Genomic DNA, 21001 nt, shown 5'->3' with positions numbered 1-21001 from the left:
GTCTGAGTCAAGCGTTTCATGTTAACGCCTTGTAAACAAGGGGTGTTAGTGGTCGAAATGCCCGGAATCCGTGAGCGATGCATCACATCAGCCGCCAGTGCCCTCACTGCTAGATGACTATGTCCGGTAGTGTGCCAGTGTGTCAAGACCTCCCGTAAACCCTGCCCAACCCGCGTCCGGCCCGGACGGAAGCGATAATCCTGATGGGTCGTCGAGCCTCGCAGCCAACAGACTTGGTGCTGGTCGCCGTCCCCTGGGAATCGTCATCATCTCAGTGGTTGTAGCGCTTGAAGCCCTCGCCCTCCTCGGGGCAGCTGCTTGGTACGCATTCGAACTGTTGACGGGTGCTCCAGTGCTGACCTTTTGGGGGGCAATCTTCACTCTTGGGCTGCTGCTGGCCTTCTCTGCGTGGCTATTCGCCGTAGGACACTTCTTGTTCCGCGGCTATAGGTGGACGCGTGCCGCAGCCTTGGTGGCCCAATTGTTTGTTCTCACCATTGGTTTCCCCACCATAACCGGGGGACTGGTGATGCAGGGAGCGGCGATGCTGATTCCGGCGTTCGCTGCGATTGTTTTCCTTTTTCAGAAGGACGTCGTGGCTTTTGCCTCACGTACTGGGGGAGCTACCGGGGCGCTCTAGCCATCGGGCTGCTCCAGACACACGGCAGCATGGACCGAGCCTGGCACTCGTTCAGTGCCCTTGGCTTGCGATGGAAAGCTTGTGGCGAGTACGCCTTGAAAGGGCTTTACTTCCGCTCCGCTGATGAGAAAGCCGCGGCCCGGGCGTCCGCCCCGATCGGACTCCAGCCTCACGCCGAGCAGTTCGCCATCGTGGGGTGTTCCGGGGGCTAAAACCAACCCCATACCGGACGCCTGTGCTTCCTTTGCCAGCGGCAGATGATGTAGCAAGGCCGGTCTCGTTGTTGCTGCCAGGACGATGCCACGCACTTTACCGACCAAGCCCGCCAAGGCTTGGCGTCCTTGGGGATCAAGCAAATCGGCGTCGTCCACCAGCAGGATGCTGTTGGAGGCAAGGGTCTTCGCCGCGGCCTGGGATGCCACCACGGCCCAGAATGGGCTGGCAGAAGCTGTATCCGGCGGGTAAACCCATGGGACCAAAGGATTCAGCGCGTGCAGCGATGCCAGGAGCGAGCTCTTTCCGGAGCGAGGACTACCCAGGATGACGCTGACCCCATGTTCCCGCAGCGGCATGGCTACCGGGAGGGCTTCGTCTCCTCCGACGCCGATCCACAGTGGACCCAACGCGCTGCTTTCCGCGGTGCAGGCTCGCGCTACGTTGCCAGGGGCCGGGCCTGAACCTGATCCCGACGGCAGTCCTTGTCCCTGGAATTCCGCCACAAGGTCGCGGAATTCCTCTCCTCCCAGAAGCTCTGGGAGTGGTCGTACCCGGAACGGCGGTTCAGATGGAGCTAGATCACCGAACGGCCAGCGTCCATTGTCCGGAGCCACACGAAACTGAGCGACGGTTGCGTGTTGGCTGGCAAGATTTCCCATGACGACGGCGCGCCCAGGGAGGGATTCCATATCCGGGAGGCGTGGCCAGTGGAACCGCGACTCTTCAGTAGATCCCGAAGGAAAGTAAGCGCGATTCTGTATCGAGGCAAAAAACCGTGAGCTGACGAGTTCCCGCTCGCCGGAGATCAACACAGTGACGCCGACGGAACAACCGTCCCTCACGATGTCCTGCAGAATTGCTTCTGCATAACCAAACGGCCCACTCCGGAGCGCTGTGGCCCACGAGCACCACCCGGCCACTATGAGGACCAGGGGCGCATTGGCCGTCCCGGCCTCGCCGGCACTTCGTCGACACTCCATCTCCGCAGCGAGGCGCTTTAAGACCCGCACTGCCAGGTGCAGTTGGTGCAGGCCCACGCTGGCACCGATTCGGCCGCCCTCGATGACATGTCCAAGGATGCCCCTTGCATCCAGGATATAGAGGTCTGGTTGGGGCTTCTGGGTCGCGAGCATCGCGGACGCAGCCCTGAAGCAGTCCCGTATGCCACTCGTGTCGCTGCCGATCATTGCCAGATGGCCGTCTTTGGAAGGTGACCATAGCAGCGGTTCCACTACTTGATGCGCCGGCCTGTCGAGCATCGCCAGTGGTCCCACCGCCCACTGCCCTTCCGTCGTGGACACGGGGCCGTCCGCTCCAGGTAGCTCATCACCCCAAAGGATCGTTGAGGGCAGTGGTGGGGCTACTGGAAGTCTGGGAATGGGTTTGCAGAGGCGCTGCCATGCCTCGTGGACTGCTGAAACCACCCATTCGGCGCCAGCATCCTGGAGGGAGTCCTGTTTGGCGGACGTATTGGCTGCGGTAGAAAGGGGCTCCAACGCCTGCAAAGCTGACTGCACGGTTGGCACGGAACTGTTATGCCTGACGCCAGCCATAGTCATGGTCGGGGAAACCGATAGGGACGCTGTCTGGAATTCTTCGGGGCTGCATGAAGCCGTTGCAAGGTAGGCCCGTCCCGGCGCTCTCACGCTTATGGAGGCAGCAGCCTTCGTATTGATGATGTCCATGGACTCCGCCGCAGACTGCACGCGCAGGGCAATGCTTGATGTCACGTTCGCCCGGATGTCGGCTGACAAGGCCCCTTGGGGCCGCTGGGTAGCCATCACCAAATGAATACCCAGGGAGCGCCCGATGGTAGCGACACGCATGAGCTCGCGGAGAGAGCCCGGGGCTTCGTCAACCAGCATGCGAAACTCATCAATTACCAAGATCAGATACGGGATCTTCGGATCGCTTGCCAACGCTAATCGCCGATATCCGGCGAGATCTGACACGCCGGCCGCCGCGAATAGCTCTTCTCGGCGCCGTATCTCCCCACGGAGGGAAACAAGAGCCCGGTCCAAATGGTGTTTGCTCAAGTCCGTCAGCATTCCGACGCAGTGAGGTAGGCCCGCTAGTGGCCGCAAGCCTGATCCGCCCTTGAAATCAAAAAACAAGAATGTCGTGCGATCGGGTGAGTCACGCAGTGCAAGCGAAGCTACCAGTGTCCGAAGAAGTTCGGACTTACCGGAACCAGTGGTTCCGGCTACCAACAGATGCGGGCCGTCGAGCTTAAAGTCGAAGGTCAACTGCCCGCGGTGGCCTTTGCCCAAGACTGCGCTGAGGCCGTCTTGCTTGGATGACTCTGCCCACCGCCGGAGCACCCTGCGCTGGCCGTAAGGAAGCAAATCAGCGAGCGAACATTCCTCCGGAATCGCGTTGCTGACTCCAAGTCCTTCACCGAAAGCTGCACCCCGCGCCCTACGGCAGAACCTATCGAAAACTTCGGCTGGCACGAGATCCGGGATGAAGTGCCGGCGCTCGCCGTCCGTCTCCAGATAGCCTGTTGTTCCGGATGGCGATATTTCGATGACGCCCCCGGAAAGCTCGAACTGTATGGAGCACCTGATAACCCGCCACGCGGCGGTTTGAGCAGTCTTCAAGACCTCGGACACGGATTCTTGATCTTGCGGTGGATCATCGAGCATGATGAGCATCCCCTGCAGCTTGCCGTTCGCACGCTGCAGGGCAGCAAGGACGGTGGCCAGGGTGCTTGTGAGCGTGACCCGAGGTAGGAACCTGGCGCTCAAGGGCAACCTTCCTGTCCTGCCAAAAATAATGACGGGCGTCTCCGCAGAGCCCGAAAAGCTGGCTAGTTGCATCAACACGAATCGAAGCATCGCCTCCGTGTGATCCGGATGGCCGCAGAGTGTCACCACGGAATGTTTGGGATCCAAAGTCATTGCCGCGCTGCCTATGGACGGCGGCCGGAACTGGGGATCGTCGGGAACAAGGCGCATGTTTGCTGCCGCCTGCGTGGTGCCGAGCCTGAGCCACACATCGTAGCCCTGACTGCTGATCCCGGACGGCCCGTTGGTCCCTGCCGGCGACACCGCTGCAGCAGCGACAACGGCCTGGTCCGTGGTGGGCTCCGTTGTCATCTGTCCCACCTTGGAAGCGCGGTGAGCTGCCACAATCAGCTCTGCAGCTGAAGGCGAGCACTGCCGGCGTCGTTCAATGTCTTGCTGCACCGCGCGCGCAACGGCCAGCCTTCGTTCCCGGCGGCCCTTTTGCCCAGCGATCAGCGGGACGAGAAGGCTGATCGCTGAGATGGCTGTAAATCCCAAGTACATCCAGATTCCTGTGGCAACTGCCAGGCCGATACCGGCAATTAATGGCACCCCGGCAGCCAAGGCCATTGCCGGACGGTTTCCGGCGCGACTGACATGAGGTACTTCGAGTGGTACGTCAACCGAACGACCTGCATCGACTGAAATCTCCGTAAGGGGACCACTGCCCGTGACGACGGTGAAGGTGGAGTTCCCACACTGCACCAATGACGATGACGTGATGAATTTTCGATGAACGGGCTGACCATCCACGAGAACCGGGTTCGCGCCCCCGACCGCCCTCAACATCAGCGCCGTGCTGGAAACCTCTAAGAGAGCCTGTTCCCTGGACATCCCCGGATCCGGCAATGAAATATCGAACGGACCCCTGCCAATGCAGTACTTGCCCCGTTGAATGCGGAAGGCGGAGCCTGCGCCGGGGCCTGAATGGGTAAGCAACATTAGGGGCATGGACATGTTCTCCGTGTCTCGATGCGGCGGAGGACCATCCACAATGACGGCGCCAGAAACAAGCGGGGATATTCCCACCGTGAGAGTAGCCAGGAACTGTCCACCCACCGAGAGCACGCCAGTTCCACGCGTTTCGCTGAGAAGTTGCTGTATGCGGGCGCCGGACGTGCCTTCCGGGACGGTGATGCTGAGTTCCTCCGGGCCCTTTGTTCCAGCGGCTCCGGGGGCGCAGACCAATGTGCACTCCAAGGCCATGGGCTCTTCCTCCGCATTTCGTAGGGCATTGAACATCGGATTGACAAGAATCACGCTACGGCCGTCCGAATTTAGGCGCTGCGGCCGTAATGCCTTATGTGGAAAACTCTCGTCAAGGCTCATGCAGACGCCGCCTTGACACCGGGGCATGGTGTCTCAGCTAAGATGAATCACGTTGTCGCGTGTGCTCAATGAGGAAGGACCTTCACCGGTGATAGTGGTTGCGGAGAGCGCCGATGTTTCAGACAAGGCGATTATTGGTGATGGATCAAAGATTTGGCATCTGGCCCAAGTCCGCGAGCAGGCCGAGTTGGGTGTTAATTGCATCGTAGGACGCGGGGCCTATATTGGCACCGGAGTCAAGATGGGGGACAACTGCAAAGTTCAGAATTATGCTCTTGTCTACGAGCCTGCAGTGCTGGAGGCTGGAGTGTTCATCGGCCCGGCCGTAGTACTCACGAACGATACTTACCCCCGGGCGGTCAGCCCGGATGGCGGTCTAAAGAGCGCTCACGACTGGGAGCCGGTTGGCGTCACCATTCGTGAAGGTGCATCAATTGGTGCCCGCGCCGTCTGCGTGGCCCCAGTGACCATCGGACGATGGGCCACAGTAGCTGCAGGAGCTGTTGTGGCTAAAGACGTCCCTGATTTTGCCCTAATGGTCGGAGTGCCGGCCAAACGCCATGGTTGGGTCGGTAAAGCTGGTTTCCCGCTGCAGCGCAGCGGCGAGAACTGGGTATGCCCGGAGACCGGCGCCACATATGTTGAACAGAACGAGACCCTTCGAGAGGTAGAGGCATGAGCCCCGAATTCATTCCCCCCGCCAAGCCCATCATCGGTGATGACGAGCGCAAGGCAGTAGAGGCCGTCCTGGCCTCCGGCCAACTCGCACAGGGTTCGGAGGTTGCGTCCTTTGAGCAGGAGTTCTCTCAGGTGCTCCTCGACGGCCGGGCTGCTGTAGCGGTCAACTCCGGTACTTCCGGCCTGCACCTTGGCCTGTTGGCTGCGGGGATTGGCCCTGGTGACGAGGTCATCGTTCCGTCGTTCACGTTCGCCGCCACGGCCAACTCCGTAGCTCTGACGGGAGCGACGCCCATCTTCGCTGACGTGGACCTGGACCACTACACGCTTGACCCGGCCTCCGTCGAATCAAAAATCACGGACCGTACGGCCGCCATCATGCCGGTGCACCTTTATGGCCACCCGTTCGACGTGGACGGCATCGGCGCAGTCGCATCCAAGCACGGCGTGAAGGTCTTCGAAGATGCAGCCCAAGCGCACGGTGCCGCCGTCAACGGTCGGAAGGTGGGCACGTTCGGTGACTTCGCAATGTTTAGCTTGTACCCCACCAAGAACATGACGTCCGGCGAAGGCGGCATGGTCAGCACCGGTTTGGCAGACGTCGAGCGTCGGCTCCGGTTGCTTCGTAACCAGGGCATGGAGCGCCAGTACGAGAATGAGCTTGTCGGCTTCAATGCCCGAATGACGAACATCCATGCTGCCATTGGCCGCGTGCAGCTGACCAAAATCAACGCTTGGACGAAGACCCGGCAGGAGAACGCGGCCTTCTTCGATGCAAACATCGAAGGCGTTGTCACTCCCAAGGTTTCTGAAGGCTACGAGCACGTATACCACCAATACACCATTCGCATCGCTGAGGACCGCGACGGCTTCGCCAAGGCGCTGCGTGAGGAATACAACGTGGGCTGTGGCGTGTATTACCCCATCCCGAACCACCGTTTGGCTCCTTTCCAGACTTCTGATGACCTTCCCGTCACGGAGGAAGCTGCGGCCAGCGTATTGTCGCTGCCTGTACACCCGTCGCTGACCCAGGACGACCTTGATCGCATCGTAGCTGCGGTCAACGCCATTGCGAAGGCAGGAAGCTAGTGGCAAATCTGCGTGCAGGCCTCATCGGACTGGGGATGATGGGTCGCCACCACGCCCGCGTTATTCGCGAGCTGGAGGGCGTGGACCTCGTTGCCGTCGCTGACTCCTTCGGTGACCCTCACAACGTAGCCAGCGGCCTCGAGGTGTGCAGTTCGGTTGAACAGCTCATCGAACAGGGCATTGACATGGCCGTGGCCGCTGTGCCCACCGTGCTTCATGAGGAAGTGGCACTGCGATTGGCCGAAGCCGGCGTGCACTGCCTGGTGGAAAAGCCCATTGCCAACGATTCCGTTTCGGGCCGCAGGATCGCCGAAGCGTTCGATTCGCGGGGATTGATCGGGGCGGTAGGCCACATCGAGCGCTTCAACCCGTCATTGCAAAGCCTCCGCGAACGGCTCGGCAATGGCGACCTCGGAGAGGTCTACCAGATCTCGACCCGCCGCCAGGGGCCATTCCCTTCCCGTATTGCTGACGTTGGCGTGGTCAAGGACCTGGCAACTCACGACATCGACCTGACTGCATGGCTTGCACAAAGCAATTTCGTGAATGTAGTTGCGCACACCACCTCCCGAAGCGGGCGCGAGCACGAGGACATGGTCACCGCAATTGGCCACCTCAAGAGCGGCGTAGTCACCAACCACATCGTCAACTGGCTGTCCCCCATGAAGGAGCGCACCACGGTTGTTCTCGGTGAGCGCGGTGCATACATCGCGGACACTATCTCGGCGGATCTGACGTTTATTGAAAACGGCACTTTCCAGACAGACTGGGATTCCATAGCCGCATTCCGTGGCGTGTCCGAGGGGTCATCCACACGTTTTGCCCTGGCAAAGCGCGAACCGCTGAAGATGGAACACGAGGCCTTCCGTGATGCTGTACTCGGAAAGTCCATGAACATTGTCACAATGGCGGAGGGGCTTGAGACCCTTCGCGTTGCCGAAGCAGTGCTCGAGTCCGCAGGGACAGGCTCCGTGGTCTCGCTCTAGGCATTGTTCTTTTTGCAGTATTGAACGGGAGGCTGGCTATGGGCCACGCCTCCCGTTCGTTTTTCCGGAACAAATGCTGCCTTGCTGCCAGGCGCCGCCGAATCGGGGAACGATCGCAACGTCGGGTAGCCTTGACCAGTAGACGTGGGCATTTCTGTGCCCGCACGCCAATACACAGGAGAGTTTGTGAACGCTGATCTCGTCGTCGTCGGCTCGGGTTTCTTTGGCCTGACCATTGCAGAACGCGCCGCTACCGAGTTGGGGCTGAAGGTTGCGGTGCTTGATCGCCGCCACCATATTGGTGGAAACGCCTACAGCGAGAATGAGGCGCAGACCGGAATTGAGGTGCACCGCTACGGTGCCCACCTCTTCCACACCTCGAATGAGCGAGTGTGGGACTACGTGAACAGGTTTACCAAGTTCACGAGCTACCAGCACAAGGTTTACACCAGCCATAAGGGCGAGGTGTACCCAATGCCCATCAACCTGGGTACCATCAACCAGTTCTTCCGTTCGGCTATGAGCCCCACCGAAGCAAAGGCACTCATTGCCGAGCAGGCTGGCGAACTGGCGGGAACAGACCCCCAGAACCTCAACGACAAAGGCATCCAGCTCATCGGCCGTCCTCTTTACGAGGCCTTCATCAAGCACTACACGGGCAAACAGTGGCAGACGGACCCGAAGGACCTGCCGGCTGAAATCATCTCGCGGCTTCCCGTGCGCTACAACTATGACAACCGTTACTTCAACGACACCTACGAAGGTCTCCCGGTAGACGGTTACACGGCTTGGATTGAACGCATGGCGGATCACCCGAACATTGAGGTCGTCTTGAACTCGGACTTCTTCGACGACGGTGAGTACGGCCGGTCTTCTGTCCTCGGACAGGTACCCGTCATCTACACGGGTCCGGTTGACCGCTACTTCGATTACGCAGAAGGCGATCTGTCCTGGCGCACGATCGATCTCGAAGAAGAAGTCCTGCCCATTGAGGACTTCCAGGGCTGTTCGGTTATGAACTACCCGGATGCAGATGCAGCTTTCACGCGCATCCATGAGTTCCGTCACTTCCACCCCGAACGGGACTACACCAAGGACGCCACCGTCATCATGCGCGAGTTCTCGCGTTTTGCTGAGAAGGGCGACGAGCCTTACTACCCCGTCAACACCTCTGATGACCGTCAGAAACTGCTGGCCTACCGCGACCTTGCCAAGGGCGAGAAATCTGTCCTGTTTGGTGGCCGCCTTGGAACCTACAAGTACCTCGACATGCACATGGCAATTGGTTCCGCCTTGTCCATGTTCGACAACAAGATCAAGCCGCACTTCACCGGTGGCGCCAAGCTTGAAAGTGGGGGAGTAGACGCATGACCGCTACAACAAACGAAAGCCAGGAGATCGCCATGACGGCCACAACTGCCGCTGAAATCCCCGCTTCGACGGAACAGAGCCTGCGGATTGTCCAACGCGTGGTTTTCCCGGCCAACCGTGACCTCGACACGCTGCCCCTGTATGTGGATCCTGACACCAACAAGGTCCACAGGAGCGACAGCAGCGCCGATGTTCAGGCGATTGGCATGGCGAGGAAACTCCACCCGGAGGACATCTTGAACCGCGGCTCCGTTCAGGTGCGCCGGGGTGAGCGTCTTTCATTCGGTTCCTACTTCAACGCCTTCCCTGCAAGTTACTGGCGCAAGTGGACCATTGCCACCAAAACCGTTCTTCACATTGAAACCGAGGGTGAGGGGACGGTCATCGTTTACCGCTCCAACGCTCGTGGCGCATCTCAGCGCGTCGACTCGATCCTGGTTGAGGGCACTTCCGTCAATGATTTCGAACTGACCTTGGCGCCGTTTGGCGACGGCGGCTGGTACTGGTTCGACCTCATCGCGGGCGGCGATGGCATGACGCTGAAAAGCGCTCACTGGGCTGTCCCCGATGAAGGCCGGCCCCAAGGCCGCGTGACGCTGGGCGTAACAACGTTCAATCGCGCCGACTACTGCCTCGAGACCATCAAGTCCATTGATGGTGACGCTGGTCTGCGGGAAATCCTGGCTGAACTCATCATCGTGGACCAAGGCAACAAGAAAGTTGCCGACGAAGCCGGCTTCGATGCAGTTGCGGAGTCCATGGGCGATCAACTTCGGATCATCAACCAGGGCAACTTGGGCGGTTCGGGCGGTTTTGCCCGGAACATGTACGAGATGGTCGTTTCTGACAAGAGCGATTACGTCATGCTTTTGGACGACGACATCGAGCTGGAAACAGAGGGCGTCATGCGCGCAGTGGCGTTTGCCGACCTCTGCCGGAAGCCGACCATTGTTGGCGGCCACATGTTCGATATGTACAACAAGTCCGTCCTGCACGCCTACTCAGAGGTAGTCAACTTCTACCGCTTCCTCTGGGGTCCTGTGGAGGGACTCGGTAACCACGACTTCTCCACCGCAGGTTTGCGCTCCACTCCGCAACTCCACCGTCGCTGGGACGCAGACTACAACGGCTGGTGGATGTGCCTCATTCCCAAAACCGTTGTGGAAACCATCGGCCTGTCCCTTCCTGTGTTCATCAAGTGGGACGACGCTGAGTACTCCCTTCGCGGCCGCGCAGCGGGCTTCCCCACCGTGACCCTTCCCGGGGCAGCAGTCTGGCACGTCTCCTGGGCCGACAAGGACGATTCGGTGGACTGGCAAGCCTACTATCACGAGCGAAACCGACTTATCGCGACCCTCTTGCACTCTCCGTTCCCCAAGGGCGGACGCATCCTGCGGGAAAGCTTGAACACGGACGTAAAGCACCTGGTGTCAATGCAGTACTACCCGGAGCAGGCCCGTGTCATGGCTCTCCGCGACGTTCTCGCCGGACCAGGCAATCTGCACGAGCAACTGCCGACCATGATGCCGAAACTCCGTGCCATGCGTGAGGAGTTCCCGGACTCGCAGGTCAAGACCGACCCTGCAGCTTTCCCGGAGGTCTTCCTCAAGCGTCCCCCCAAGAAGCCCCAGTCTTACAAGCAGCCAGGTGCTTTGGGCCTGCTTCCCTGGGCGGTTAAGACTGTCCTCAAGCAGACGCTGGCCCCTGTCCGCGATACCGCGAAAGCCAACCCTGAGGCTCATGTGGCCCACCAGGACGGCAAATGGTGGAGCTTGGCGCACTTGGATAGCGCAGTGGTGTCCAATGCCGACGGCACAGGTGCTTCATGGCACTTGCGTAACCCCAGGATGGCCCGTCAATTGGTGGTCGAATCGGCCAAACTCCATGCCCAGCTCTTCTCCAACTGGGAGACCCTCCGGGCTCAGTACCGTGAGGCTCTTCCCCAGATCACGTCCATGGAGTCGTGGCGGGAAACATTCGAAGCTTCGGAGCCCAGCAAGTAGCAATGACGACTTCCACAGATACTTATGCTGTTCCCGGGGTAGGGGCCGGGCTGCTGGACGTTTACCGGCGCCGGTACCTCCTCAAACTGATAGTCCGTAAGGAGCTCCGAGTAAGGTACCGGGGCTCGGTCCTGGGACTTGCCTGGTCCTACGTCAAGCCGTTGGTTCAGTACGTTGTGCTGTTCTTCGCTTTGGGAATTGTCCTGCGCGTCGGGGATCAGATTCCCAACTACGCGTTGTACATGTTCTCCGGCGTCATTGTCATCAACTTTTTCTCCGAAGCGTTTTCGAATGCCACGAGATCCATCGTGTCGAATGCTGCTTTGGTCAAAAAGATCTATCTGCCGAGGGAGCTGTTCCCCGTTGCGTCAGTGTGGGTGGCAGCAGTTCACTTCCTCCCACAACTGGTGGTCTTGTTGGCAGCTGCGCTGCTGAACGGGTGGAAACCAGACATCATGCAGCTTATTGGAGCTGCTTTGGGCTTCGTCATTGTGGCCATTACGGCAACGGGTTTGGGCCTGTTGGCTGGCGCCATCAATGTGTTCTTCCGCGACGCTGAAAACATCGTGGATATGTTGATGATGATCGTTACGTGGACGTCGCCGGTGCTCTATGACTGGACAATGATCCGTCGGCTGGCACCCCCTTGGGTGTTGGTCATCTATCAGCTCAACCCGATCACAGTCGCTGTCGAATTGTTCCACTGGGCCTTCTGGTTTCCCACTGTTGACCGCCCAGTCGAACTGCCTCCCCACCTCATGTGGACGGGATTGATTGGTCTCGGTATGGCAGCCCTGTTCCTTATCATCGGCCAACTCGTCTTCCGACGACTTGAGGGCCACTTTGCGCAGGAGGTCTAGATGGGCGCCGCAATTATCGTCAAGGGCCTTAAGAAGACGTTCAATCTCCGCCATTCGCACTCCCTCAAGGAGACTCTCGTTTGGTTGGTCAAGGGTCGGAAAGGCGACCTCAGCAGGAAGTTCGATGCTCTCCACGATGTGAGCTTTGAGATTCAGCCGGGGGAGACCGTGGCACTGTTGGGGTTCAACGGCTCGGGAAAGTCCACACTGCTCAAACTGATATCGGGCGTTATCCTGCCCGATAAGGGAACGGTCCGCACAAAGGGTCGCGTAGCTGGGCTCATCGAGGTTGGCGCAGGATTCCACCCGGACTTGTCCGGGCGTGAAAACGTCTTCCTCAATGCCGCCATTCTGGGAATGAGCGAGCAGGAAATCAACGAGAAGTTCGACGAGATCGTTGCTTTCTCTGAGATAGAACAGTTCATCGACACTGAAGTGAAGTTCTATTCCTCCGGCATGTTTCTGCGGCTGGCTTTCGCCGTAGCGGTCCACACGCAACCGGACATATTCCTGGTGGATGAGATCCTGGCTGTGGGCGATGAACCATTCCAGAAAAAGTGTTTGGCCAAGATCAAGCAACTTTCGGCGGAAGGCCGGACTCTGGTGGTTGTCAGCCACGACCTCGACATGATCTCGCGCATATGCGACAGGGGAGTTGTCCTTGCCTCCGGCACGGTGCAATTCGAAGGCCCCGCCAAGGAAGCTGTAGCTTGGCTGCGGGATAGCAACTAGCCGATACTCCTTATGTGACCACCCTATAGGGTGGATTGAAGGCCACCTCCCATCTTCTCAAAAGATGGGAGGTGGCCTTTTGCCTTACCCCGGAGCAGCAATCAGAAGGTCGGAGCGGCAATCAGAAGGCCGGAGCAGCACACTCGTAGGTGCATCGGATACGGATAGGCTCTGACGTGCCTGAGTCACCCATTCCATCAGCGCACCCCCGTCTTCCGTGATGGTTCCAGCGGGCCTTGGACGGCCCCAAAAAAGAAGAGCGTCCTTCCCTGTGAGGGAAGGACGCTCTTCTGAGTCGCAGGTGCCTCTGGGCCCATGCCCAGCGGCTAGACAGAAACCTTTTCAGCCGGCGTCTGGATGACATGCTCTTCCGACTTAGTCCGGCGATGCCGACGAACGTAATGGAAGACAGTGAACACCAATATCCCGAACCACGCGGCTGCTTGAGCAGCAAGGCCCATGGTGAGACCCGGCGTCGTGAAGGCAACGTCCACAGAGCTTGCGCCGGCCGGAACGTCCACGAGTATTACGCCCGCCGGGCCCTGTGTGAGCTTCTGTGGTTCACCGTCGACCGTGACGGTGTAACCGGGCCATGCGAGACGGGCGAGGGTCAGCTTTCCAGCGCTGCCGTCGCCGGAGAGCGTGATGTGTTCATCGTTGCCGTTCTTGACAGCATCCTGCACGGAGATACCGTCGGAAGCCCAGGAGACGGTGCCAGGATAGGGTAGCGGGTTCTCCCGCTGGAGGATTGTCCTGGTCTCATCCGAGGCCACGATGCTCCAGCCCGGGGCTACGTTCAGTTGGTCCGGGGCGATCAACGTTTTTTGGACGGCTACAGTCTCCACTTGGAGGACGTCTGCCAAAGTAACGTCAATTTCACTTGATGCCCGCTTGAACAACTCAGTGTAGGCCAGTGGGCAAGTCTCCCCGCGGTAGTTCATGCACAAGGCGTTCACATAGGTGGTGAAGCTGATCCCGCTGTACCGCCCCATGCTGTTGTTGACGTCGGCATTGAGGATCTGATTGCCGTAGAGAAGTCGGCCCTCAGTGAATTCCTCTCCTGTGATCTTCATGGTGTTGAAGATCTGAATGGTGTTACCCCTGTAACTACTGGTTGAGTCACGGAGCGTGTCTGCATCCACGGGGGAACCGATCCCGGCAACAGCGTTGTTGGGAACGAACTGCCTGGACTGCATTCCAAGCGTAGCGATTGTTCCGACCACCATTACGGCTGCGAGACCGCGGTAGCCGAATCGCTTCCAACCAAGGACGGCCAGCCCCACCAGACCCAAAGTCACGGCCAGGGTGAAGACCTGCCATTTGCCGCCCTCGGGCACCATGGACCATGCCCGATAGGTTCCAAAACCAAGGATGGCCACGGTAATGAATAACCGCTTTTTCCATGACGTGGTCTTCAGGCCCGCTGAGGCCACGACTGCGACGAGGACGATGACTCCGAGGTATACGTACTCGATGAGCCGAATGGGCCAGCGGAAGACGAGCACCTGGGAGGGAGCGAAGGTCAGCAGGAAGTAGATTCCCGTAATGATGTAGATACTGAATATTTGACGCGAGCGGTTCCTGAAGCTGCGGAAATCAAGCCACGGAAGCAACGGTAGGACAAACCACGCCAAGTAGCTGGAGGGGACGTTGTCTATGGGGGCCCAGAAGTTGTTGATCCTGGGCCTCATGGACGAGGTGCTCATGGTCAGCAGCGAGGACATATCCGGGGAAAGGAAGAGGTCATTAAGGATTTCGCTCTGCTGCCTTACGGTGACAGCCGAGCTGAGGGGCAAGGGGAAGTAGACCAGGACGGCGGTCAAACCCACCAGCGCACCCACGATGACGATGGGAATCAGCCGACGCCAGTGCCTCATGAGCATCAGCTCGACAGCGACTGCCGCGAGAACCAGGATGACGCCAATGGCACCGTAGGGGTTTCCTGCTGTCATCGTGAGGAAACCCAAGAAGAACGGCAGGAACGGTGAGGTGTTGCGACGCGCGTAGCGGCGAACAGACCACCAGAAAACGGTAATCCAGGCGAAGGCCATCAGGCCGCCTGGCCAGCGGGCGGCCTCGTAGAAGAGCGTGAATCCGCTGAAGGGAATGGCTACACCGGCAGCCAGGGCGAGCGGCCTGTTGGAGCCGTAGTCGCGGGCGAGCATGAACGTCCCGAACGCCAGCAACGCGATGAATTGCACGATGATGAAATAGCTGGCCAGAGACAAGTTCTCGAAGTTCGAGACGATAACTGAGTTGACGATGTTGACCGGGTTGAAAATGCCGTAGCCCACCTCGGCCACGATGTTGCCGCCGACCCAGCCGCCTGGTTCCATCAATGGGAATCGACCGGACCGTATCTCCTCGCCCATATGCCGCCACAAGGGGAGGAACGACTGCATCATGTCATCCCAGTAGTAGAACGTGGGATTGAACAGTCGCGGAATAATGGAGGCAACGGCCGCTATAGCGGCAGTAACAATTCCCCAATGCCAGTCGTGCTGCATGAAGTAGCGCCGCCGAGTGACCGGGGGGCGCTGGGCAGTAGCCCCGGAGGTTCCTGCTGTCATGGTCTTAGCTTGCTCCTTAGCACGCGGCATAAGTTTGGATATGGGCCAGAAAGACTGCCGTGGTAACGGAAAGCCGGAGGGTGTCCGTTACCACCTGCTACTTGGCCTCGGAGGCGGAGTCTACGGAGGTCTTGGAAGCGGATTGTTGCCGCCACCGGAAGTGAACGAAGGCGATACCGACGCACAGGAGATCGGCGATCGTGAACATAATTCGCGAAAGTGCAGCGATTGCCGTCGCGGCACCGGCGCTCATCATTCCGGCCAGGGCAAGGATCAAGATGGCTTCGCGGGCACCTACGCCGGCGGGAAGCAGGAACGCCAGCACTCCGAGCGTCATTCCAAGAGCCAATGCACCAGTCAGTACCAGGAACGTTGCGAGGTCGAGGGTGGCCTCATGACCAACCAGGATCCACAGGTGCAGGCCGAAGCACAGGTACATCAGAACGCCAAGAATGAAGGCCTTCACCATGGTGTTGGCCTGAATTCGTTCGGGGAGCGGTGGCCGGCGGAACACTCGCAGAACGATGTTGACCAGGAATGTCACGACGTTCGGGTTCATCGCCAGGATCACCACCGGGAGTATGACGTACAGCCACTGCAGATTGGGCTGCCGCTGCACCAGGATTGGAAGAGCTGAAGCTCCAACCACCAAGGCTGCGCCAATGGTGATTCCGGTGCTCACCAGGGATGCTACGAAAACCTGTGCGCGCGCAATGCCGTTTTTACGGCCAAGCTCCATCTGAAGCACGAATGCCCACACAGAGCCGGGTAGGTACTTGCCGATCTGGCCGACCAGGTAGATCTGGTTGAGCACCAAACCTTGGGGTTCAATGTCTACTGACCTGAGCAGACTCGCCATGACAACCCGCCACATGTACATCCCGAGGAGGACACCAGGGATGAGCGCCAACAGGGACAGCAGGACCTGCCACCATTGCAGGGCGAAGACAGTGGCTTGGACTTGTGGCCATTGGACTGCAATGAAATACACCGCGGCGGCGAACACGATCACTACCAAGGCTCGCCGGGCGAAGTCGACCAGCTTTGCCTTGGTGCTCTTTGCAGCGGGCTGTTCCGGATTCAGATCGTTGTCATTTGAAGGTGTTTCCGCGATTGAACCCGTCATGAGGCATGCGTTCCCGCGCTTGGCGCCACGGCAAACTCACTCCGACGGCGGCGCATGGCTACCAGCCCTTTGAACATCTTTACGACGTCGGCAGTCCGGATGGTGGTTTCGCCTGGTTCGTCGTCGGGAGCCAGCGTGACGGGGACTTCAACAATCCTGAAACCTTGCTTCTCAGCGGCGTAGACAACCTGGGTGCTGAAAAGAAACCCGGGGTCATCGAAGCGGTCAACCATGCTTCGAAGCCAGTCGCCGTCGACGATCAACGTTCCTTGGGAGTCACCAATTTTTGACCCGAGTATTACCTGTCGCAGCGTCTTGAAACCGAAGGTGGTAATACCGCGAATGACACTGCGCTCGGTGATCGAGTCCTTATGGGCTTTCGAACCGATGACAATGTGTGGTTTGGTTTCCAGCTTCTTGTCTTCGTCGAGATCATCTGTGCCGAACGGCAGATCGTCGGCGGTGAGAAGCACTCTACGGCCGGAGCTGGCTTCGATGCCCCGGCGATATGCATTGCCCATGCCCTTTTGGCTCTGGAGAACCTGGAACGTCACGTTGGGAGTGTCCACCGCATGCTTGAGGGCGACCTCGAGTGTGTTGTCGGAAGAACCGTTCTCCACGATGATGATCTCGGAGGTGCCACTGGTTAAGTAGCCGGAAAGACGGGCCATTGTTGCCGCCAAAATCCGTTCTCCGTTATAGACCGGGATCACAACGGAGAGATCCGGTTGGCCTGCCTGGTCGAAAGTCAAGACTCTCCTCGGTAGTTCGTGCCGACGAATTCTTGAACGCCAGCCGCAGCCCGCAACGCTGTTGTCACGAGTTCCTTGCAAACCCTCAGTCTAGTTCATTGTTGGATACCTTCTGTGGAAGGGAACCGGCTTCACCGCTGGCAGCAGACGAAAGGGGTGCACCGGATATTCTCCGATGCACCCCTCAAAACGGCAAGCTATGTCCGGTCCCTATCAGGGGAGCGACGTGAATCCTTGCCATCCGTTGCCTACCTGGCCCCAAGCCAGCCAGCCCCCGGAACCGTTGCCTGGGTAGAGCCACAAGTTGCCGTTGGCGTCCCGGGCAAGTACATCAGCTTTGCCATTCCCGTTGAAGTCTCCCGGGCCGAGCAGCGCTGTCATGCCGTTCCATCCGCTTCCGATTTGGGAGCGGCTGCCCCAGCCACTGCTGCCATTGCCAGGGTAGAGCCACAGGGCGCCTGCAGTATCCCGGGCCAGCACATCAGTCTTCGCGTCGCCGTTGAAATCGCCCGTGCTGAAGATGGCATTCATGACGTTCCACCCTGCTCCTACTTGAGTGCGGCCAGCGCTGAACTTACCCAGGCCGTCGCCCTTGTAGAGCCACAGGACTCCAGAGGAGTCCCTCGCCAGGACATCGGATTTGCCGTCCCCGCTGAAATCCCCGGGGGCGATCACGGACGTCATACCGCTCCAGCCTGCGCCCGCTGCCTCAGGGGGTTGCCAGCCGCCCACGCCGTTTCCTTTGAAGAGCCACATCTGCCCGGACGCGTCCCTGGCCAGGACATCACTTCGTCCGTCCCCGCTGAAGTCCCGCGTAGGGACAATCAGGTTGTAGTTGTTCCACGAAGTACCCGTGTTGACCTTGCCCAGCCATCCGCCTGTGCCGTTGCCCGGGTAGAGCCACAAAGTACCGGCGGCGTCCCTGGCCAAGACGTCGTTCTTGGCGTCGGAGTTGTAGTCTTTCCAGGTGTTGGTTGGCGCCGCAGGCAACGTGTACGTCTGCGAGGCTACTGCGGATTGGTTTCCTGCAGCATCAACGGCGAAGTACTTGACCGTAGTGGTTGCCGTTGGGGTCACCGTTACTGTTGTGGTCCCGCTAGGGCTGGAAACCGTCGGAGTGGAGTTGTTCGTGGTGTAGTAGATCTTCGCGCCGGTCTCTGTGGTCAGTGTGACCTTTTGCCCGAGGGTGAGGTTGCCACCTTGTGGGCTGGCGGTCACGGTAGGCGCTACATTGTCCAACACGTATACCTGGGTTTGGGGTGCGGAGGCGTTGTTGGATGCGTCGACGGCCATGTACTTGATGGTCTTGCTTCCCATCGTGATGGGACCGGTGTAGAGCGTACTGGCCGTGGTAGGAGTCGTGCCATTTTCCGTGTAGTAGATTTTGGCGTCGGCTTCATTCGCGGTCAGCGTGACCTTGGTTGCAGGACCGTACGTTCCGCCCAGAGGACTGGCTGTCACTGTAGGTGGTGTCGTGTCCGCCACGAAGACAGTGAAGTTGACGCCTGCGACGGTGGTGTTGCCGGCAACATCCCGGGCCTCTACCTCGAACCTGTTAGGTCCGTTGGCGATGTCTGCATAGACCTTGGGTGAGGTGCATGCGGTGAAGGCATCGGTTCCCAAGCGGCAGCGGAATCCCGCCACATCCGGAGAAGTGGAGGCGAACTGGAACTGGTACCCGGCTCCCACTGTGGCCCCGCTGGCCGGAGCCGTGATGGCTACCTGGGGGGCCGTCAGATCAGCCGTCACGGTCTGTGCAGCAGCAAGGCTGACATTCCCGGCTGAGTCTGTGCTGCGGATCCTCAATGTATGGGTGCCCGCAGTTGTGAGCGTGAAAGTGTCGCCAGGTACACAGGTCTGGAAAGCGGCATCGGCAGTGGAGTCAACAGAACAGGAGAGTGTTGTTCCTGGCTCGAAAGTGGCACCGAGGACCGGTTTGCCATTGACCACTTGACCGCTGTTGGGGGCAGTGAAGACCGGCGCAGCCGGGGCGACGGTGTCCACTGTGAAGGTCCGTGAAACCGGAACCCCGCCGGGGGCCGGCCTGACGGAGAACGTCTGCGGTCCGTTGTTCAGTGCAGTTGACGTGTACGTTCCGCCAGTGCAGGCCACCCAAGCACCGCCCATGGAGCACTCCAAAGCGCTGCCTGCTGGTTCCGCTGCCACACCGAACGTTGGAGTGGTGTCGTTGGTGAATTCGGGGTTGGGAGCTTGTGCACCACTCGCCAGCGTGGGACCGGAAGTAATTTTGGCCACAGCGCCGCCGAGGATGCTGATGCTGCCCCTGCCGGTTCCCGGAGGGGAGCCCAACTGTCCGGGATCGTCCAGGACCAGCAGTTGGCCACCGCGCATACCCAGGCCGCTGATCTTGCTGAAGCCCAGAGCCCATTGGTTATCTACTGCACCGGTGGCGAGGTTGAGGCGTGACACTTTGTCGGTGCCTGCGGTCGTGCCGCTGCTCGTCCCCGTGTAGATAACGTGGGCGTCGTAGTCGTAGAAGATCGATGCCGCGACGCCAACGTTGTAGGAAGCCAGGGGTACGTAATCTGTCATCTCCCCGTTGCCCGGGGCAGAGAACGCCCGTAGGCCAGTAGTTTCCAGGACATACACACTGACATATCCATTGCTGTCATAACCTGCCGCCACAAGGCCCAGTGCCCGGGTGCTGACCGACGCAACGGATTCGATGCTTGGGTGCATGATGGTCGGATCAACGATCTTGATGATTGATCGGGCGTTGGCGAACGACAGATAGATGTTGCCGTCCGGGCCATCCGATACTGCGTTCGGGCGGACGTCGCCGTCGAGGACCGTCAGCGTACTGCTGTATTCAAAGAGGTCCAGCGGCGGATTCCATACAGCCCGTACAAGATGCGAACTCCCAACGGCTGAGTCCGGGATGAAGGCTGTTTCGTCGCCGTTGCCGATGGAGCCAGGCGTCGGGTCGAGCACGATGGAAACCCCGGGCACTTTGGGGCCCGGTCCGGCTCCAGGCAGACTTCCGCCCAAGCATGTGTCTTCCTCAATGGTTCCGGCGTTGCCATTAACTGGTTCGGACATCCGGCAGAATCCGGCCACGCTGTCTGAAACCCACATCCTGCCGATGGGGTCCAGAACCGTTCCAGCCGGCTTGGTGAGCCCGATTCCTATGATTTGTTTCTGTTGGTCGGCGTGTGCGGGGGTACTGGAGACCACCGCTGTCATACCGGCAACCGTCAGAAGAACCGCAGCCAATGCTGTGGTGAGCTTGTGGCCGCGAAGCCGCCAACCGCCGTCGTGCCTTACCTGCTGTTCCATCACGCCACTTCCTTCAGCCACTTGGTCAGGACTGCGGCCTGTGGTGCCATGGGCGCCAGGGTGAGCGCTCCCTTGACGATGGGAACACCGCCAAGCCCGTAGAGTGCCGTACTTATGGTTGGTGGATTGTTTCTGGTGCAGGCTTTGATAATCAAAAGGCAAATGTCATTGCGGGCGCCAACGGCCCCCGCTTCAAGAGCGACATTTACCGCGGCATTTTCTTCGGCCACCAAAACCTGGGGCTGAGGGCCCACATATGTCACCACGACATCTGCGAATTTCTTGTATTGAGTGTTGGCCCAAACCTCTTCAAGGCTCGACAAGATGATGAGCGGATTTCCATTTATTCCGCGGCACTCAAATTGATAGCGCTTTACTGGTTCGGGTCTTTCGACGCGTGGTTTGTCGGCATCGCCGGCATTCGTCACGCCCAGCCTGAATGGCTCAACATTTTCAACGACCTTGACCGAGCAGCCTGTAAGAACGAGACCGGCTAGGCCAAGCTGGACGATAGCGCGTCTTGGCATGTCCACCGAGGGATCCCCACTTCATTCGGATGCTCCCCA

Annotated in this window: 14 protein-coding genes; 8 read left to right on the top strand and 6 right to left on the bottom strand. The window is 59.4% G+C overall.

Annotation, left to right across the window (positions count from 1 at the left end):
- Positions 1 to 253: 253 nt before the first annotated feature.
- The gene (locus KCX59_RS14495) at positions 254 to 640 is read left to right on the top strand and encodes a hypothetical protein (protein WP_218649018.1); all 387 of its coding nucleotides are present in this window, start codon (positions 254 to 256) and stop codon (positions 638 to 640) included.
- On the opposite strand, the gene KCX59_RS14490 is transcribed toward KCX59_RS14495, so the two are convergent.
- Entirely contained in the window at positions 637 to 4902 is a 4266-nt protein-coding gene (locus KCX59_RS14490; protein ID WP_370629176.1) for an FtsK/SpoIIIE domain-containing protein, read from the bottom strand. The two genes, KCX59_RS14495 and KCX59_RS14490, sit on opposite strands and share 4 nt — an antisense overlap.
- Before the next feature lie 130 nt (positions 4903 to 5032).
- On the opposite strand from KCX59_RS14490, the gene KCX59_RS14485 reads away from it, so the two are divergent.
- From KCX59_RS14485 to KCX59_RS14455, 7 genes are all read left to right on the top strand, one after another.
- On the top strand, positions 5033 to 5650 hold the full coding sequence (locus KCX59_RS14485) for an acyltransferase (protein ID WP_091468551.1): 618 nt from the start codon (positions 5033 to 5035) through the stop codon (positions 5648 to 5650).
- Entirely contained in the window at positions 5647 to 6738 is a 1092-nt protein-coding gene (locus KCX59_RS14480; RefSeq protein ID WP_179017147.1) for a DegT/DnrJ/EryC1/StrS family aminotransferase, read from the top strand. Before KCX59_RS14485 ends, KCX59_RS14480 begins: the two co-directional genes overlap by 4 nt.
- The gene (locus tag KCX59_RS14475; RefSeq protein WP_091468545.1) at positions 6738 to 7724 is read left to right on the top strand and encodes a Gfo/Idh/MocA family protein; all 987 of its coding nucleotides are present in this window, start codon (positions 6738 to 6740) and stop codon (positions 7722 to 7724) included. The genes KCX59_RS14480 and KCX59_RS14475 overlap by 1 nt, the downstream gene beginning before the upstream one ends.
- 186 nt (positions 7725 to 7910) lie before the next feature.
- Positions 7911 to 9095, top strand: coding sequence for a UDP-galactopyranose mutase (gene glf, locus KCX59_RS14470; RefSeq protein ID WP_091468543.1), 1185 nt, complete (start codon positions 7911 to 7913; stop codon positions 9093 to 9095).
- Positions 9092 to 11098 carry a glycosyltransferase gene (locus KCX59_RS14465; RefSeq protein WP_179017148.1) on the top strand — a complete coding sequence of 669 codons (2007 nt, stop codon included), beginning with the start codon at positions 9092 to 9094 and terminating at the stop codon, positions 11096 to 11098. Before glf ends, KCX59_RS14465 begins: the two co-directional genes overlap by 4 nt.
- A gap of 2 nt (positions 11099 to 11100) precedes the next feature.
- On the top strand, positions 11101 to 11958 hold the full coding sequence (locus tag KCX59_RS14460) for an ABC transporter permease (RefSeq protein ID WP_166660296.1): 858 nt from the start codon (positions 11101 to 11103) through the stop codon (positions 11956 to 11958).
- Positions 11959 to 12690, top strand: a complete 732-nt coding sequence (locus KCX59_RS14455; protein WP_091468535.1) for an ABC transporter ATP-binding protein — start codon at positions 11959 to 11961, stop codon at positions 12688 to 12690.
- Positions 12691 to 13016: 326 nt separating this feature from the next.
- Here the strand turns inward: KCX59_RS14455 and KCX59_RS14450 are convergent, their stop codons facing one another.
- The 5 genes from KCX59_RS14450 to KCX59_RS14430 all read right to left on the bottom strand — a co-directional run bounded on the left by KCX59_RS14450 (position 13017) and on the right by KCX59_RS14430 (position 20962).
- Positions 13017 to 15260, bottom strand: coding sequence for a hypothetical protein (locus KCX59_RS14450; protein WP_178996938.1), 2244 nt, complete (start codon positions 15258 to 15260; stop codon positions 13017 to 13019).
- 97 nt (positions 15261 to 15357) lie between these two features.
- Complete coding sequence (locus KCX59_RS14445; RefSeq protein ID WP_091468530.1) at positions 15358 to 16386, bottom strand: lysylphosphatidylglycerol synthase domain-containing protein; 1029 nt, start codon at positions 16384 to 16386, stop codon at positions 15358 to 15360.
- A complete protein-coding gene (locus tag KCX59_RS14440; protein ID WP_243836811.1) occupies positions 16383 to 17138 on the bottom strand; it encodes a glycosyltransferase in 756 nt (251 codons plus the stop codon). The genes KCX59_RS14445 and KCX59_RS14440 overlap by 4 nt, the downstream gene beginning before the upstream one ends.
- A 213-nt stretch (positions 17139 to 17351) precedes the next feature.
- Positions 17352 to 20435 (bottom strand): chitobiase/beta-hexosaminidase C-terminal domain-containing protein, encoded by a 3084-nt coding sequence (locus tag KCX59_RS14435; RefSeq protein WP_179017149.1) that lies wholly within the window; start codon positions 20433 to 20435, stop codon positions 17352 to 17354.
- Entirely contained in the window at positions 20435 to 20962 is a 528-nt protein-coding gene (locus KCX59_RS14430; RefSeq protein ID WP_091468523.1) for a hypothetical protein, read from the bottom strand. Before KCX59_RS14430 ends, KCX59_RS14435 begins: the two co-directional genes overlap by 1 nt.
- Between the last annotated feature and the right edge of the window lie 39 nt (positions 20963 to 21001).

This window comes from Paenarthrobacter nitroguajacolicus, from assembly GCF_051027655.1.
Lineage (GTDB): Bacteria > Actinomycetota > Actinomycetes > Actinomycetales > Micrococcaceae > Arthrobacter > Arthrobacter nitroguajacolicus.
The sequence above is the reverse complement of the archived record's forward strand: the minus strand, read 5'-3'. Positions and strand labels throughout refer to the sequence as shown.

Coding starts and splice junctions, on each gene's coding strand:
- KCX59_RS14480 (WP_179017147.1), top strand. CDS start 5,647: ATGAGCCCCGAATTCATTCCCCCCGCCAAGCCCATCATCGGTGATGAC.
- KCX59_RS14465 (WP_179017148.1), top strand. CDS start 9,092: ATGACCGCTACAACAAACGAAAGCCAGGAGATCGCCATGACGGCCACA.
- KCX59_RS14460 (WP_166660296.1), top strand. CDS start 11,101: ATGACGACTTCCACAGATACTTATGCTGTTCCCGGGGTAGGGGCCGGG.
- KCX59_RS14455 (WP_091468535.1), top strand. CDS start 11,959: ATGGGCGCCGCAATTATCGTCAAGGGCCTTAAGAAGACGTTCAATCTC.
- KCX59_RS14450 (WP_178996938.1), bottom strand. CDS start 15,260: ATGACAGCAGGAACCTCCGGGGCTACTGCCCAGCGCCCCCCGGTCACT.
- KCX59_RS14445 (WP_091468530.1), bottom strand. CDS start 16,386: ATGACGGGTTCAATCGCGGAAACACCTTCAAATGACAACGATCTGAAT.
- KCX59_RS14435 (WP_179017149.1), bottom strand. CDS start 20,435: ATGGAACAGCAGGTAAGGCACGACGGCGGTTGGCGGCTTCGCGGCCAC.
- KCX59_RS14430 (WP_091468523.1), bottom strand. CDS start 20,962: ATGCCAAGACGCGCTATCGTCCAGCTTGGCCTAGCCGGTCTCGTTCTT.